Annotated in this window: 12 protein-coding genes and 1 tRNA gene; 5 read left to right on the plus strand and 8 right to left on the minus strand. The window is 58.7% G+C overall.

Annotated features, from left to right (window positions below; all coding sequences use genetic code 11):
- Window positions 1-246: 246 nt before the first annotated feature.
- Genes Q1A59_RS15135 through nrfD form a run of 3 tightly spaced genes read right to left on the minus strand, consistent with a single transcriptional unit; the run spans window position 247 to window position 5,841 of the window.
- Entirely contained in the window at window positions 247-1,185 is a 939-nt protein-coding gene (locus Q1A59_RS15135) for a molecular chaperone (RefSeq protein ID WP_298407136.1), read from the minus strand.
- Window positions 1,182-4,142: a molybdopterin-dependent oxidoreductase gene (locus tag Q1A59_RS15140; RefSeq protein WP_298407132.1), complete on the minus strand. Its 2,961-nt coding sequence runs from the start codon at window positions 4,140-4,142 to the stop codon at window positions 1,182-1,184. The genes Q1A59_RS15135 and Q1A59_RS15140 overlap by 4 nt, the downstream gene beginning before the upstream one ends.
- A gap of 13 nt (window positions 4,143-4,155) precedes the next feature.
- The gene (nrfD, locus tag Q1A59_RS15145) at window positions 4,156-5,841 is read right to left on the minus strand and encodes an NrfD/PsrC family molybdoenzyme membrane anchor subunit (protein WP_299645201.1); all 1,686 of its coding nucleotides are present in this window, start codon (window positions 5,839-5,841) and stop codon (window positions 4,156-4,158) included.
- Between the two features lie 289 nt (window positions 5,842-6,130).
- Between nrfD and Q1A59_RS15150 the strand changes: the two genes are divergently transcribed.
- Both Q1A59_RS15150 and Q1A59_RS15155 read left to right on the plus strand, forming a co-directional pair.
- Window positions 6,131-7,012, plus strand: coding sequence for a LysR family transcriptional regulator (locus Q1A59_RS15150; RefSeq protein ID WP_298407127.1), 882 nt, complete (start codon window positions 6,131-6,133; stop codon window positions 7,010-7,012).
- Between the two features lie 274 nt (window positions 7,013-7,286).
- On the plus strand, window positions 7,287-7,760 hold the full coding sequence (locus tag Q1A59_RS15155) for an NUDIX domain-containing protein (protein WP_298407125.1): 474 nt from the start codon (window positions 7,287-7,289) through the stop codon (window positions 7,758-7,760).
- Between the two features lie 142 nt (window positions 7,761-7,902).
- Here the strand turns inward: Q1A59_RS15155 and dprA are convergent, their stop codons facing one another.
- Window positions 7,903-8,985 carry a DNA-processing protein DprA gene (gene dprA / locus Q1A59_RS15160; protein ID WP_298407122.1) on the minus strand — a complete coding sequence of 361 codons (1,083 nt, stop codon included), beginning with the start codon at window positions 8,983-8,985 and terminating at the stop codon, window positions 7,903-7,905.
- 133 nt (window positions 8,986-9,118) lie between these two features.
- Here dprA and Q1A59_RS15165 point away from each other — a divergent pair, with 133 nt between their 5' ends.
- The gene (locus Q1A59_RS15165; protein WP_298407120.1) at window positions 9,119-9,403 is read left to right on the plus strand and encodes a DUF427 domain-containing protein; all 285 of its coding nucleotides are present in this window, start codon (window positions 9,119-9,121) and stop codon (window positions 9,401-9,403) included.
- 166 nt (window positions 9,404-9,569) lie between these two features.
- Here Q1A59_RS15165 and secF read toward each other — a convergent pair whose 3' ends face one another.
- The 4 genes from secF to Q1A59_RS15185 form a co-directional block, all read right to left on the minus strand.
- Window positions 9,570-10,571 (minus strand): protein translocase subunit SecF, encoded by a 1,002-nt coding sequence (gene secF / locus Q1A59_RS15170; protein ID WP_298407117.1) that lies wholly within the window; start codon window positions 10,569-10,571, stop codon window positions 9,570-9,572.
- Window positions 10,572-10,630: 59 nt separating this feature from the next.
- Window positions 10,631-12,019, minus strand: coding sequence for a protein translocase subunit SecD (gene secD, locus Q1A59_RS15175; RefSeq protein ID WP_298407115.1), 1,389 nt, complete (start codon window positions 12,017-12,019; stop codon window positions 10,631-10,633).
- Between the two features lie 123 nt (window positions 12,020-12,142).
- Window positions 12,143-12,841, minus strand: coding sequence for a DsbA family protein (locus Q1A59_RS15180; protein WP_299645202.1), 699 nt, complete (start codon window positions 12,839-12,841; stop codon window positions 12,143-12,145).
- A 66-nt stretch (window positions 12,842-12,907) separates the two neighbouring features.
- On the minus strand, window positions 12,908-13,681 hold the full coding sequence (locus tag Q1A59_RS15185) for a YceI family protein (RefSeq protein WP_298482923.1): 774 nt from the start codon (window positions 13,679-13,681) through the stop codon (window positions 12,908-12,910).
- Window positions 13,682-13,978: 297 nt separating this feature from the next.
- Here Q1A59_RS15185 and Q1A59_RS15190 point away from each other — a divergent pair, with 297 nt between their 5' ends.
- Window positions 13,979-14,449, plus strand: coding sequence for a DoxX family membrane protein (locus Q1A59_RS15190; protein ID WP_298407107.1), 471 nt, complete (start codon window positions 13,979-13,981; stop codon window positions 14,447-14,449).
- 103 nt (window positions 14,450-14,552) lie between these two features.
- Window positions 14,553-14,628, plus strand: a tRNA-Gly gene (locus Q1A59_RS15195).
- The last annotated feature ends 53 nt before the right edge of the window (window positions 14,629-14,681 follow it).

A 14,681-nucleotide genomic window follows, 5' to 3' on the forward strand; every position in this document is an offset into this window, starting at 1 on the left:
TCGATTCTGACTGCTCGGCTCGCAATGACAATTTGGGGAGCGGCTCTTCCCCCAACACTTTCTGCGCCCTTGGTATTCTTCGTGCCTTGGCTCCCTTTGCGGCAAGGAGTCCGACTCCCCTTCCCCGGCGGGGGAGAGGTTGGGAGTGGGGGAAAGAGCCTTACCGCAGCGGGGGAAGGGGGATCGGGAGCGGGGTGCGGGCACTCCCCTCCCCCGGTGGGAGAAGGACTGGGTGTGGGGACAAGCTTAGTTCACAGCTAACCAGCGCCTGTCCGCCAACCGCGCCAGCCACGGTTGCAAGGCCGGTTCCCACACCGGTTGGGCGGCGATCAGTCGGCGCAGCTCTGTAGTTTCAATTGACATAATATTTTGAAGGGCGGCGATCAACGCTTCGACCTGCTCGAACTGGCCGGCTGTCTCGAACAGGGTGCGCGCCATGCCAAAGCGGTCGCCGATCGGGATTGCGAAACCCAGTTGCCGCGCCAGTGCCGAGCAGTCGGCCCGGCTGAGGAAGAAGCCAGCTTTGACCGGCGTGATCAGATGGCGGATCAGCGCGCTCAGATCGGTCTCTTCGTCGTGGGGGGTGGCCGGTTGCAGGGGAATATACTCTTGTACCACGACCGGCTCACCGGCTAGCCGCTCAAGTTCGCTGCCGATCAACTCCACCACTAAACTGGCCACCGTCTGATAAAAGGGATGGGCCGGAATGCGATGCACCGTGCGCGCCCAAATCGGCACCCAACCGGCGAGATGCTGGTGCAGCAATGTCGTCGCTTGCCGCCGCGCCCAACTGCGCAGCGCAGCGTCGCCATTCGCCTGCGCGGCGGCTTCGGTCGCGATCAGGCGTGCTAGGACGGTCAGTTCCAACCCCAAATGGTCTGGCGCACCCACATTGGGATCAGGGACAAAACCGCATGACTCGTACAATGCCGCCACTCGCTCGGCGGCGGCGGTGTTGAGCATCAGCTCTTCGTCGCGGTAAAGCGATTCGTAAGGGTAGACGTTGCGCCCAATCAGATATTCGTAGGCGACGGCTAACGCCTCGCGCCCGTCCCCCATTACATCAGCTAGTTCTGGCAACATCGCCGCCTCCGCCCATAATTCGGCGGCAGGCGGCGCTAGCAGTAGGCGGCCAATCAGGCTGGCTAAGGCCTGACGGGCCACCAATTCGGAATATGCCGTCACGACTTTTTCCTCGGCAACAAGTACGCTTCACGCGCCGGGCGGAATGGACGCAACAGCCAATGTGGCCGGCGCAAGCCGTCGGGTGAGACCTTCGACGCTGGACGGGTCATCGCTAGCCATTCGCGGTAGACTTCGTGCGCCCGCTTGGTGTCAACAAAAATGTCGCCGTAGCGGTCGTTCGGGCCGGCTGGCTCGATTCGCACTTTCTGGTGCCAGCAGTGCATACCGCTGATTGGGTCGGGATGCACTGAGAAGGTCAGGTTCTGATGCACACCGGCATCTTCCCACCAAATTCGCGCCGTATCGGGGTCTTCGCTCTGGTAAGGTTTGATGCCATGCACTTGGCGCATCTTCCACTGACCATCGCCCTCTTGCTTCAATTCTACCAGCGCGGTCGAGAGCTTGCCGCCACCGTCTTCTTGCAATCGCCAGCGTCCCAAGTGGTGAGAACAGGCGATTACGCCGGGGCGAATGCCTTCAGTCACCCAGACTCGGTCAACGAAGTAGCCAATTTCGGTGATGACCTTGATCAGATCGCCGGTGCGCAACCCTAGCCGTTCGGCGTCGCTGGTGTGGATCCAAACTGGGTTCTTGTGGCTGATTTCGTACAACCACTTCGCGTTGCCGCTGCGGGTATGGATCAACGTCGGCAAGCGGAAGGTCGAGAGAAGCACGACTTCATTCTTGTTCCGATCCACCTTGCTGGGGTGAACGTGACTATGGATATAGGTCGGAATGGCGTATTCGGGCCAACCCCAATCGCGCAGCGTCGTCGAGTAGAACTCAAGTTTGCGCGACGGGGTAAGAAAGCCGGTCGCGATGGTGCCATCTTCGAGCTGGATACCGATTGGTCGTCCGCGTTCCGGGTCTGGCTCGAAGTAGGGCAGCGGCGTGATATTCGACGACGGCTGGGCCGGCGTCTTGGTATAGACGATCTTGGTTTCAGGATCGATCGCCGCGTTTGCCAATTCGCTTGGGCTTGGCGGCTTGTCGAAGGTCGGCATAGCGCCTCTGCGAATCTCGAACGCACCGTAGCGCCGCATATACTCAAGCGGGGTCAAGCCCTCTTTCGCCGCTGCTTCGGGCAAACCGGGTACGTGGTTCTCGAACATCCAGCCGTACAACTCATCAACCGTAATCTTCTGGCCGGGCCGGTATGGGCTTTCAAAGGTCTTGCGCACGCCAAGGCTACCGTCGGGATCGATCCGCCACGACAGTTCGATCCAGAACTCTGTCTCTTCCCAGACTTCGCCGGGGTTGGCTTCGCGAGTGTCTTTAACCGACTTGCCCAAGCGCCGCATCGCTTCGCGCAACACCGGTTGGCGGAAGGCGATCCAGCAACCGGCATGGGTCTCTTGGCTCATCATATCGTGGCGCTCGGCCCCGACCCCCATCGGCAAAATGTAGTCGGCGAACCAACCGGTCTCGCTCCACGTCGGCGAGAGATGGACGTGCAACCCGATCTTGCTCTCATCGGTCAGCACTTCCAACCAGCTCATACCGTCGGGATTCGTCCACAACGGGTTATAGACGCGGGTGAAGTACGTGTCAACCTTGCCGCGACCCTCTTTGAGAAAGTGTGGCAACAGGATGCTCAGCTCATAAAAGGTGAGCGGGTACTCTTGCGGCCACGTCAATTCATTCCAGACTTTCGGATGCGGCGCCATGTTGGGATGGCGCGGCACCCACTTATCCCAGACATTGGCCGAGGTGCCGCCTTCGACACCAATCGAGCCGGTGAGCACATTGAGGAACCAGAGGCAGCGCGCGATCATCCAGCCGCCGAGATTGGCGCTGGTGGCGCTGCGCCAGCTATGGGTAGCCAGTTTGCCTTCGCAACGAGCGACAATCTTTGCCACCCGCTCGATCTGCTCAGCGCTGACCCCGCTCTCTTGGGCGGCGAACTCGAAGGTGTATTGGGCATACAGCTCTTGCAGCTTCATCTCGAAATGCTCAAAGCTGACCGGCGTACCGGGATGCTCGGCGCGCAGATAGGCATCCCAATTCACCCAGCGGCGCACAAAGTCGCGATTGTACTGGCCGGTGCGGATGAGATAATTGGCGATTGCGAGCAGGATAGCAGCTTCACTACCCGGCCATGGCGAGAGCCATTCATCGGCCAGCGAGGCAGTATTCGAGAGGCGGGTATCGAGCACGATCAGCTTGGCGCCGGCCATCTTGCCTTCCATGATCCGCTGGGCATGCGGGTTGAAATAGTGGCCGGTTTCGAGGTGCGAGCTGATCAGGAGGATCACGCGGGCATTGGCATGATCGGGCGAAGGCCGGTCATAGCCCATCCACATTGCTTGGCCGCAGCGTGCCCCCGATGAACAGACGTTGGTGTGCGAGTTGTGGGCGTCAACTCCCCATGCCGGCAGTACCCACTCCATAATTCCGTCGTGACCGGGGCGGCCAACGTGATAGATGATTTCAGTCTGGCGCTTTTCGATAATCGCCTTGCGGATGCGACCAGCAATCTCGTTGAGCGCCTCGTCCCACGAGACACGCACCCACTTGCCTTCGCCGCGCTTGCCGGCCCGCTTGAGCGGGTAAAGGATGCGGTCAGGATCGTAGACTTGGTTGAGCGTGGCCGGCCCCTTGGCGCAGTTGCGGCCCCGGCTACCGGGATGGAGCGGATTGCCCTCAAATTTCTTAATCTTGAGCGTCTCGACATCAACATACGCCAGCAAGCCGCAGGCGCTCTCGCAATTGAAGCAGATCGTCGGTACCAACGTATAGCGGCGGGCCACCTTCTGCGGCCACAGCTTCGGATCGTACTCCGTCCAGTCATTCCAGCGTTCAACCGGCGGATAGTCACGCAACTCAGTGCTGGCCGGTACAGTTGCCGGCGCATCGCTAGTGACATACCGGTCGACCGGCGGGGCCAGCGGTTCGACCCGCGCTTGCGGCTTCTGGCTGAGCGTTCCTAACAAACGGTTGAGCAATGACGTCGCCATAACCACACCTTTCCTAACTGTTCGGCACGTGTTGCGGCGCCATAACGAATGCATATTCAAAGGCGTACAGGCCAGCAATAGCGGCCAAGCCAGCTACCGCCAAGAGCGGCGCAGCCAAAGCGGGCGCGAGTAAGGCTAGCGCGATCAGGGCCAACGGCGCTACGTGACCCACCCCAATCGCACCTTGCCAGAAGTGGCGGCGGTAGCGACCGTGGCTAATGTCATGGGCGGCGCGGGCCGCAACTTCGCTGGCATGTGGAATGCCGAATTCACCTAACAGGAGCATAAAGAGATCGAGCGCAAGGCCGCCGGCAAACAGCCAGCCGAGCAAGGTGAGAATTTCGGCTGGCATCGCCACAAATGGCGCCATGAGCAACAGCGTTCCTGCGCCAACCATGAGCGCCTGCACCAGCAAGTGGGCCGGCAAGAGCGGGCTTTGCCAAAGATCGCGACCTTCGGCTTGGGCGAAGAGAAAGGCGGTGTAAATTGCGGCCATGACCGCCAGCGGTATGCCTACCCACGCAAAGAGCGGGCGTAACCCGGCGATGGCCGCTTCCGGCCACAGATTAAAGGCCGCACCGGCTTCAGCAAGGAACCACAACCCAGCTACACCGGTAAAGCCGATCAGAATAAACGCGCCGCGGGTCAACCAACTGCGCCATTGCGGCCGGGTGAGAATGGTAAAGAACATATGCGGCTTGTCGAGATCGAAGACTAACAAGCCAGTGGTGATGCCGATAAAGAGCAAACTGACAAAGAGTGTTATCGCCAGTAGCGGCGCGGCCAGCGGCGCTAGCCCCAATCCGACTGCGACGGCAATCGCCAAAAAGACGCCGCTCCCAATCCCCTTCGTGACCAAATAGGCCGGCACCGGCCAGTGCCACGGAATCTTGTGCTGGGCGTTATAGGCGGTCTGCACCATGTGGCCGGCCACCCGCCCGCCCATCATCAACGCGCTCTGGCCGATCCCAAGACCTTGCTCGCGCGGCGGGCGGATCTTCGCACCCGAAGCGGCAGTGAGCGGGATGACCTCGCGGGCGGCCTTCACCCGGCCATTGCCGTTGCCGTGGTGGTGACCCACCAACTGCTCGCTGACCACATCAGCCCACATAAAGGTCGAGCTGGTGGTTGAGGCGGTTGGCGTCAATGTGGTCTGATCGGCGTCGATGTAGAACAACTTTGGCGCTGTACCCTGTTCGGGCTTGCGCACCGACACCGGCTCGCGGGCGATCAATTGGCTGATCAAGCTGTTCGGATCATCGAGATCGCCAGAGATGATCGCCTGTTCGGGGCAGACAATCTCGCAGGCCGGTTTGAGACCCTGATCAACGCGATGGGCGCAAAAATGGCACTTGGCGGCGTTGTGCGTGTCAGGATCGATGTAGATCGCGTCGTAAGGACACGCCTGCATACAGGCTTTGCAGCCGATGCACACCTTCGGATCAAACTCAACGATGCCGTCGGTGCGCTGGTACATCGCGGTGACAGGACAGATGCGGACACAGGGCGGATTGGCGCAATGGTTGCAGCGGGTGACTTGGAAGTGGCGGCGGGTGTTGGGAAACGTGCCGGTTTCAACGTACTTCACCCACGTGCGATAGACCCCAAGCGGCACTTCGTTTTCCGACTTGCAGGCCGTACTGCATGCATGGCAGCCAATACACTTCCGCTGATCGATGAGGAAGCCGTAGTTTGTCATGGCCAGCTCTTTCTGGCTATGAGAATAAGATCACAGTTGTATTATATCGTAACAGAAACCTACTTATCGAGCAAGCAGATATTTTCAATGTGAGGCATCGAATAAGTGCATACCTGCAACATGGTAAGGCGTCTGGGTGGAATGCGGTCGTGTGACTGCCGCTAGTAACTCAGGAGACTTCGGTATATGGAGTGCGACAGTGTGACTGCCGCACTCCATCATTATCCTTTCATCTGCATGGTACAATGCAGCCATTCTGATTCACGTATCTTAATTGTGAGGCCTGAAAGTGACCCTCAACCTGCACCTGTTGCGGATCTACGTCGCCGTGCTTGATTATGGCAGCTTTACGCGCGCCGCCGAGGCGCTGACGATGAGCCAATCGGCAGTATCGCGGGCAGTCCAAGAGCTGGAGCGACAACTCAATACCGTGCTGCTTGAGCGGCGTGCGCGCGGCGTAGCTCCCACCGAAGCCGGTATCGTTCTCGGCGAGCATGCGCGTCGGATCTTTGCCCACGAACGATTGGCGGTCGAGGCGCTCAAAGAGTTGCGCGGCTTGCAACGGGGCCGACTGGCAATTGGGGCAAGCAGCACGATTGGCATCTATCTGCTGCCGCCGCTGCTGGGGGCGTACCACCGCCAATATCCGGGGATTGAGCTGTTTCTCGATATTGGCAATACCCAACAGGTGCTCGATCACTTATTCTCCTACCGGATCGATATCGCCTACGTGGAAGGGCCGGTCACGCCACAGGAACATCTTCAGATTACGCCATGGCGCAACGATGAACTCGTGGTGATTGCCCCACCCGATGACCCGCTTAGCCGGCGCGCTCATGTGCCTGCCGCCGAACTCAACGGCGCGCCGTTTATCTTGCGCGAACCCGGTTCGGGTACCCGTGAGGTAATGGAACAAGCCTTAGCGGCACGTGGGATTACGATCCGTCCGGTGATGGAGTTGGGCAGCACCGAGGCGGTGAAGCAGGCAGTGAGCGCCGGGTTGGGCCTGAGCATGGTTTCGCGTGTAACGATTAAAGCCGAGGTGATTGCCCGCAAACTTGAGGTACTCAATATTCCTGATCTGGTGGTGCAGCGCCAGTTAAGCTGGGTGCGCCTGAGTGATCGTCCGCAGAGCCAAGCTTTGACAGCGTGGTTGAAGGGACAGGTATGAGGGAGGGGGGAGCAGAGATTAGGGAATGCTGTCATTGTTGGGATGCGCAGCGACCGACGCGACATTGTGGGCTTGGCCGGTTTGGGGTTTTGGGCAGGTTTCCATGATTATCTCATGCCTCTCCAACCCGCTCCCGCCGCACCGCGAGCGATTTTAGCAAGCAGCTCTTCGTAGTGAGAAGTGTTATAATAGCCGTCAACTTGAGCAAAGCGACCAAAAATTCGCTAGATCTTTCATGTTTGAATCTGGGGGCTATTCTCAACAGGAGCCGGGTATGACCGTGAAATACACACGCTGGCTGCGCAGCTACGTTGGCCATCAACGCATTCTGCAAGTGCGCGCGAGCGGGTTTGTCCGCAATGAAGCGGGGCAGATATTGCTATGCCGGCGAGCCGATGTGATGCTATGGGATGTGCCGGGGGGGACGATCAGCCTCGATGAGTCGCCGGCGCGGGCATTGGTGCGCGAAGTTCACGAAGAGACTGGCCTGATCTTGGAGCCATTTAAGCTGATCGGGATCTATAGCGGCCCCGATTTTGCGTGGAGTTACCCCAACGGCGATCAGTCGCAGATTTTGGCTATCTTTTTCGCGGCCCGGATCATTGGCGGTGAATTGCAGCAAGCCGGTCACGAGAATGTCAATGTTGGCTTTTTCGACCCCAACCGGTTGCCGCCATTGCTGACTCGCACGCGCCGGATGCTGGCGGATGCGTTCGCTGACCGGCCTGAAGCCTCGTTTGATTTTTGATGCAGCGCCGGACGGCCGTCCGGCTTCTGAAGACGCAGAGGTTTTTGGCCGAATAGCTATGAAGAAACACAAAAGGCGCAAATGTAAACATCTTTTTTGTGCCTTTTGCGTTTTTTCGTGGCTGTTCACCTTTTCCCTCTCATCAGCCTCGTGCGTAGTAGGACGGCGCAACTTGGCGCACGATCCCCTTCAGTTCCAACAACGCCAAAGCGGCAGCAGTCGCGGCTGCCGGCAACCCAGCGGTGCGGCCAATGGCATCGATATGCTGCGGTTCAGCTTCGACAGCTCGGTAGATCGCCTCTTCCTCGGCGGTGAGGGCTAGCTCCAGCGGCGACTCATTAGGCCGGTTCGGCCCATCTAGACTAAGCGCCTCCAATATATCGCTCGCATCAGTGATGATCGCCGCCCCCTCGCGGATGAGGCGGTGTGGGCCGGCGCTGAGCGGGTTAAAGATTGATCCCGGCACGGCCATGACATCGCGCCCTTGATCGAGTGCAAATTGCACGGTGATCAATGCGCCGCTTTGCTCGCTCGCTTCAGTAACCAGCGTGGCCAGACTCAAACCGGCGATAATCCGGTTGCGCGGGGGAAAGTTGAGCGGCGCGGGCGGCGTGCCGAGCGGGTAGTCGCTGATGAGCGTGCCGGCCGTGATGATCCGTTCGGCTAACGCGCGGTTCCGTTCGGGGTAGACGCGATCGGCGCCGCAAGCGAGCACTGCAATCGTGCGTCCGCCAGCATCGAGGGCGGCAGTATGGGCGATCGTGTCGACTCCCAACGCTAATCCACTGACAATGGTGACTCCCGCCGTGGCGAGATCGCGGGCCAGCCGGTGCGTAACCTCGCGCCCGTAGTTACTTGGCCGGCGGGTGCCAACGATGGCGACTGCGCGTTGGTCGGCCGGTGTCAATGTGCCACGCACGTAGAGTAGCGGCGGCGGCGCCGGGATCATGCGCAGCAGCGGCGGGTAAGCCGGATCAACGATTGAGACTGGAGTCACGCCAGCGGCGCGCAGCCGGGCCAGCTCGGCGTCGAGGTCGATGGTCTGGCGGGCGGTGCGCAAGCCAGCCATACTGCGCGCATCTAAGCCGGCGGCGATCATATCTTTGTCACTTGCATGCCACGCCGCGGCTACCGATCCGCACTGCTCGATCAAGCGGGCGAGCCGGAGTGGGCCGATGCCGGGCACAAGATTGAACCCAAGGTAGTAGCGGATGATGTCGTGCATAGTTGATTGCGCTCTCAGCAATGATCTCTATATAAGAAACCGCACCAGATCGGCAAAAGTTGCGCGAAGTGGGGCATAATACGAGTAAGGGAGATTATCGCGTAGACCAATACCTAGCAGACAGGAGCAAACGATGCCACGGGCAATATGGAATGGCGCAGTGATCGCCGAGAGCAATGCGACGATCGTGGTTGAGGGGAATCACTATTTTCCACCGGAGGCGGTGAAGCGTGAGTATTTACGCGACAGCCAGACGCATACGGTCTGTTCGTGGAAGGGGACGGCGAGCTATTACGATGTAGTCGTGAACGGCGAGGTCAATCGTGATGCGGCGTGGTATTATCCGGCGCCGAAAGAGGCGGCGAAGCAGATTGCCGGGTATATCGCCTTTTGGCGCGGGGTGAAGGTCGAGCCGTAAGCAGCCAAGGTTGCAGAAGGTGAAACGCAACGGCGCGAAGGCCGCAAAGGATAGGTAGAATACAAGCACGCTGACGCCTCATCCATACCCACTCTTTGCACCCTTCGCGATCTTTGCGCCTTTGCGTTAAGAATCTCCGCACCTGTGCTCGCTCTGCGCCTCGATATTACACTGCTTGGGCAGCTTCATCGCGGCGGCCACGGCCAAACCAATTCCGCCACTCGCGATGCTCCCACACCACCAGCAATTGGGCCGCATTGAAGATCGACGAATAGGTGCCGCTGATCAAACCGATCAGCAACATCAATACAAAATTGCGAATCGTATCACCGCCGAACAGTAGCAGGGCCGTGAGGGTAAAGAAGGTCGTCAACTGGGTATTGATCGACCGCGGTAGCGTCTGCACCAGACTATGATTCACAATATCGTCGAACGTCTCGGCGGGATGGCGGTTGAGCAGATTCTCGCGGATGCGATCAAAGACCACGATTGTATCGTGAACCGAGAAGCTCAGCGTTGTGAGCAGCGCAGTCAAAAAGAGGGCATCAACTTCCAGCCCAATCGCCACGCCAAGAATAGCAGCGATACCAAGCACCACCAGCACATCGTGCAGCATCGAAATCAGCGCGCAGACACCGTAGCGCACCGGATGCGGCGCCTTGCGGAAGGCCCACGTCAGATAGAGCAAGATCACCAGCGACGCGCCGAGCACCGCGATCACGGCGCTGCGGGTTGATTCGGCGCTGACCGTGGGACCAACGCTCTCAAGCCGTTCGCGGGTTACCGTGCCAAAGGCGTCGGTCAAGGCCTTCATCACCGCCTCGATCTCGCTATTCGGATCCGACTCGCTGAGCGGGCGGGTGCGCACCAATGCAGCGGCTACGGTACGACCGTCAACCGTTGTTGGGCTGAGCTGCACCTGCGCGTTCTCGAATCCACCCACTGCAAATGCTTGCGCAATGCGGTCGGTCGTTAATGATTCCGGCGTAGTATCTGGAAAGCGCAACTCCCACAATGCACCGCCAGCGAAATCAATGCTCGGTCGCAGCCCAATCGCAAACTGCCCGGTCGTGATGAGCGGGTGCAGGAACAGCATATACAGACCGGGCAAAATAACCAAGAGTGAAAACGCAAACCACCAGTAGCGACGGCGGACGAGATGTTCCATAGCGACATTACTCCAGTGTCACGGATACGATTCGTTGCACGCTTGCGCCTCCTCACCCGCTAGGAAGCCGCCGTCGCCGCCGGTGCAGTCTCGCGGCGATCGACGCCGAACCACCATGCGCGTTCATCGCTAAACAGCGGCAGCACGACGCGCAAGAAGGTACGGGTTACAATCACGGCCGTAAAGAGGCTAATCACAATACCAAGCCCCAGCGTGAGCGCAAACCCTTTGATCAAGCTGACGCCGAAACTGTTGCCAAACATAAACAGCACAATGCTTGTAATGAGGGTAGACACGCTCGAATCGCGGATCGCCGGCCACGACTCGACAAACCCTAACTCCAGTGCATTGCGAATATCGCGGCCCCGGCGGTACTCTTCGCGCAAGCGGGCAAAGATCAGCACATTTGCATCAACCGCCAACCCGATCGAGAGGATAAAGCCGGCAATGCCCGGCAGCGTCAGCGTCACCGGGATCAGGCGGTAAATGGCGAAGCTGATGACGGTATAAATCAAGAGCGCAAGCGTCGCGATCAAACCGGGACCGCGATAGAAGAGGATCATGAAGATGGCGACGACTGATAGGCCAATAATACCGGCAACAATGCTCGCGGCCACACTCTCTTGGCCGAGGGTTGCAGTCACGGTACGGCTCGTCTCGATGACTAGCGGCACTGGCAATGCACCATACTTCAACTTATTAAAAATCTGATTGCGTTCTGCTTCAGTCGTCACCTCAATCACGCCGGAGCCATCAGTAAGGGCGGCGTTGATCACTGGGCAGCTTACCACGACATTATCGAGCACGATACACATCGGGCGGCCAACGTTAGCAGCGGTAAACGAGGCCAAGCGGCGGGCCGATTCGCCGCGGAAGGCGAACGAGACCGCCGGACGGCTGCCGAGCGCACCACCCTGCGAGAAGGTTGGCTGCACGGCGCTGGTGTCGAGATCGGCGCCGTCGGTAATGCTCTGATAGATCGGGCCGAGGCTATTCACATCGGTGACGGTGCCGCTTTCGAGCAGTTGCGGCGGGTTGGGACTGCTTGAGGTGCGCACAATCGCGCCATCGGCCAGATATTGGCCCTGCGAATCGATAAACTCAAGCCGGCCAGTGCCGCGCAGCGTCTCAATCGCCTGTTCGGGGTTAGCCACGCCGGGCAATTCAACAATAATACGGTCATTGCCAGCTCGTTGCACTACCGTCTCACCAACGCCGAGGGCATTCACGCGCTGCTCGATCACGCCGGCGGCGGTGGCAATCTGTTCTGGGGTGGCATTAGGATCAGCCGAGCGCAACAAGACTTGAATGCCGCCTTGCAAGTCAAGGCCAAGGCGCACGCTGACATCACGGCCCAAGAAATTGTTGTTGGGGGCAAAATTAACGGCCAGCGCCAACCCAGTCACGACAATAATCAATATCAGCGCTGAAAGATTACGGTTTTGCACGGTAGCCCTGCTCCTCACTCATGTCGAAAAGCCGGCCCATTATAGGCCGGCGACGGCGGCGCGTCAAGGCCGCCGTCGAGGAAATAACCACAACGCAAGTCGTTGCGTTACTATAAACGCTCATCAGCGGCCAGCGGCGCGCAGTGCAGCGTCAATCGCCGTAAACAGGCGGCTCGAATCAACAAGCTGGCCGTTAACGCTAAACGACGGCGTTGCTTGCACGCCAAGTTCGGCAGCCGATTGCGCTGCGGCTAAGATCGCTTCGCGATGGGTACCGGCTTGCATGCAGGCATCGAACTGGGCGCGGTCAATGCCCACGATGCCGGCATAGCCGCTGAAGGTGTTCAGCGGCGAACTGAGTTGTGCCCAAATACTCTGGTTGGCGAAGATCTGGCTATGCATCTCCCAGAACTTGCCCTGATCGCCGGCGCAGCGGGCGGCTTCGGCAGCCAGTAACGCATTCGGGTGAATGTTAGTGAGCGGCAATTCATGATAGATAAATTGCACCTTGCCGGTATTGATGTAGTCACGTTCGAGAATTGGCTCAAGGCTGCGGGTAAAAAAAGCGCAGCCGGGGCACTGATAGTCTTCAAACGCGATCACCTTCACCGGTGCGTCGGGGTTGCCTTTGTAATAGAACCCTTCAGCCGTGCGCCCGACCGGCGCAGTCGGCGTTTTGACTTCACCCGTATTGCGGGTGAGGAAGACGATCAGCGCGGTGAGGGTCAAGACCGCTACCACACCAACCGCAATGTACAAATAGAGTAAGTTGTTCTGTTTGGCTACCTTGACACGGCGGCCACGGGTGCTCTGCACGCTCATTGCTGTCTCCTGACCTTACACTGCCAAAACTCGCGTCATTATAGCCATTGCCCGATCCGCCGTCAATTAGCCCACGAGGGTCGCCACAAACTCTAGCTCAAGCCGCACTTCGTCGGCCACCGTGTCAACCGATGGCGAATCGGGAATAATTAGGTTAAAATCGCGGTAGAGCACGGCAGTCTTCGCTACCCCGCTGATCTCAGTCTGGCTCACCGGCGTCACAGTGACGGTAAACGTCACCGGACGGGTGACGTCAGTAATGGTGAGGTCGCCTTCGATAGTGAACTCAAATGGCACGCCAATCGTAACCTTGTCCGGCAGACCATTGATCGCGCGCGGGGTGAAGGTGATCAGCTCGAATTGGTTGGTGCGCAAAATGGCGTTTTTGATGGCGCGATTGCGAAACTCGTTATCGGTGGCCAAGGTGCGGGCATTAATCTGGATCACACCCACTTGCGCCGCCGTAGGTACATTTGGGTCGAGAGCGATCTGGCCGGCCACCTGATTGGTCACGCCAACGACAGTCACAGGCTGGCCGCGCAGTACCTCATCGATCAAGAAACGAGCTTCCGAGCGGCTCTGGTCAATGGCGAAGAGTTGCAGAACCGGCTCGGTTGCGGTGGTAGGCAATGCCGACGTCGTAGTCGCTTCAGCAACGACAGTGGTTGCCGGGGCAGCCGTTGGTTGGGCAAGAGGCGCTGTCGTAGGCAATGCCAATGGCACCGCTTCAAGCGGGCCGCTGGCCGCCTCGGGCGGGCGGAAGACGTAAAAGGCGAGCAGGCCCAGCGCAATCACTACAATGAAACTGATCACTACCACTATTCGTCGGATGGTCATCATCGCATATGCCTCGTAGTACAGAATCTGCACGTAATACCATCAACCATGATACAGGATCAGTGGCCTGAAATGCCGTTTTCTCATCAAACATTTAGCTTTTTGCTATGACATATAAACACAATTTTTGCTAAAAAGTGCTATACTTGAGAGAGATAGGAAGTAGGGTGTGAGGAGTAGGGCCGTGAAGGGTAGAACAGCACATGCATATCAGCCGAATTTCGGCCCACTTCGCGATCTACTGTTCATGTGAAGCGCGTTTGCATCCCTGTACCAACTGCTATGCACAGGAGGCATCCGATGGATCGGTCGAGCACGTTGTGGAAAGCGGCGCGAATTGGGCTAGTGCTCTTGCGCTATGCGTTTGGCGCAACGTTTGCCTATGGCGCGTACCACAAGATCACGCGGGGTTGGCTGACCACGCCGGTCATGCGCGAGCATTTTGAGCAGCGTCTCTCGGAGATTGATTCCAACAGCTTTAGCGCGGCATACTTACGCCATTTCGCCATTCCACTGTATCGCCCGATTGCATGGATTTTGACGATCGGCCAAGTGATTGTCGCAATCAGCATGCTCACCGGCAAAGGTGTGCGGCAAAGTGCGGCGCTCGCACTGTTTTTATTGATCAACATCAGTGCCGGATCGTACTTTAACGCGAGTATGCCGCCGTATCTGATTACAGCGCTCTTGTTGATGCTGGATAAGGAAGCGGGCCGGCTGGCGTGGGAGGAAACCACATTCGAGCAGCTTGGCGTGGGAGAGACGTTGTAGCGGTTGATGCGGTGTCCAAGTAGCCGCGTACTGCCGTGGGGCTGCGCCCTACCGTGTGCGGCTACTTGCGGGCGAATAAGGAATGTGCTACAGTAATGGAGGTGCGGGCGTAGCTCAGTTGGTAGAGCATCTGCCTTCCAAGCAGAATGTCGCCGGTTCGAGTCCGGTCGCCCGCTCCATTTTATTACCCTCGCCGATCATACAGGTGAGGGTTTATTGTTGGAACAGAGAG

This window comes from uncultured Chloroflexus sp., assembly GCF_937951745.1.
Classification (GTDB): Bacteria; Chloroflexota; Chloroflexia; order Chloroflexales; family Chloroflexaceae; genus Chloroflexus.